The sequence below is a fragment of the Pseudoalteromonas sp. NBT06-2 genome, from assembly GCF_002276045.1.
Lineage (GTDB): Bacteria > Pseudomonadota > Gammaproteobacteria > Enterobacterales > Alteromonadaceae > Pseudoalteromonas.
Window position 1 is genome coordinate 1 of record NZ_NQMR01000345.1, and the last position, 1,559, is coordinate 1,559.

Consider the following 1,559-nt stretch of genomic DNA (forward strand, 5'->3'; position numbering starts at 1 on the left):
GCTAATACGGTATAATAAAGGCATGAAAAAGAAACCTAACCCCCTCTCGATGGATCCGCAAGTACTTCAAGAAATGGTACTTGCATTGCAATCAAAAGTGACTGATTTGGAACTCAAAAATCAACACTTACTGGAGCAATTCCGGCTTGCTCAACAGAAGCGGTTTGGCCGTAGTAGCGAGGCCCATCCGGCTCAGGATGATCTGTTTAATGAAGCTGAGGCTGAATTTGAAAAAATTGAGCCCAAAACACAAGAGATCAGTTATACCCGTAACAAAGCCGTTCGCCAAAAATTACCAGCTGATTTACCCCGCGAAATTATTACCCATGATCTCACAGAATCTGAAAAAACCTGTGATTGTTGTGGTGAACACATGCATAAAATGGGTGAAGAACGTAGTGAAAAATTGGAATTTATACCCGCTGTAGTCAAAGTGATTGAGCATGTTCGACCTAAATACGGCTGTCGCCAGTGTGAAAAACAAAGTACTGAAGTTAAAATTAAAATTGCACCAGTACCACCGAGTATTATCCCAAGAAGTATCGCTACACCTTCGCTGTTGGCTCAAATTATTACCAGCAAATATCAATATAGTTTACCGTTATATCGACAAGAAAGTTTATTTAAGCAATATGGTATTAATCTGAGTCGACAGACAATGTCAGACTGGATGATAAAGTGCAGTACATTATTCAAACCATTGTATGATTATTTAAGGTTGCAGTTGTTAAAACAGCCAGTCATTTATGCAGATGAAACAACACTCAAGGTCATTCAAGAAAACAGGTCCAAATGTTACATGTGGGTATATTGCTCAGGTGCAGATTCGCGTGGCGATAGTGTGATATCAAATATCGTACTATATGATTACAACAAAGGTAGTCGTAGTAGTCAGGCAGTAATTGATTACCTAGATGGTTACGATGGCTATTTACAGGTTGACGGTTATCCTGGTTACAATAAAGTAGATGCCACTTTGGTCGGATGTTGGGCGCACGTTCGCAGGCCATTTAAAGAAGCCAAAGCGAAGCAACCACAAGGCGGCATAGGTAAAGCTGATTGGGCACTAAACCAAATACAAAAGTTATATCGCATTGAAACCGCGATAAAACACTGTACACCGGACGAAAAATACCGAGTTCGTCAAAATAAATCAGTACCATTACTTGATGAATTTAAAAAGTGGCTGGATAAATCAGCCATTCATACACCGCCAACAACCGCGGTTGGCAAACCAATCCATTATGCCTTGAATCAATGGGAAAAACTGATCCGCTATGTTAAAAACGGCCATCTGGATATTGATAACAATCGTGCCGAACGTGCAGTTAAGCCCTTTGTAATAGGGAGAAAGAATTGGATGTTTAGTAATACAGGCAATGGTGCACAAGCCAGTGCGGTGCTTTACAGTATAGTTGAAACAGCTAAAGCAAACGGATTAGTGCCATATGACTACATCAGGCACTGTCTTGAGCATCTAATCCATGAACCAGATAACTTGGATGCTATTGTGCCTTGGAATGTAAAACTGGACTAGGTGTATTTGTCCGGTCGTTTAC

General features: G+C 40.5%; 1 protein-coding gene. It reads left to right on the plus strand.

Features of this window, described 5'->3' with window-relative positions; genetic code table 11:
* Positions 1–22 precede the first annotated feature (22 nt).
* Positions 23–1,537 (plus strand): IS66 family transposase, encoded by a 1,515-nt coding sequence (tnpC, locus tag CJF42_RS25965; protein ID WP_141235700.1) that lies wholly within the window; start codon positions 23–25, stop codon positions 1,535–1,537.
* Positions 1,538–1,559 lie beyond the last annotated feature (22 nt).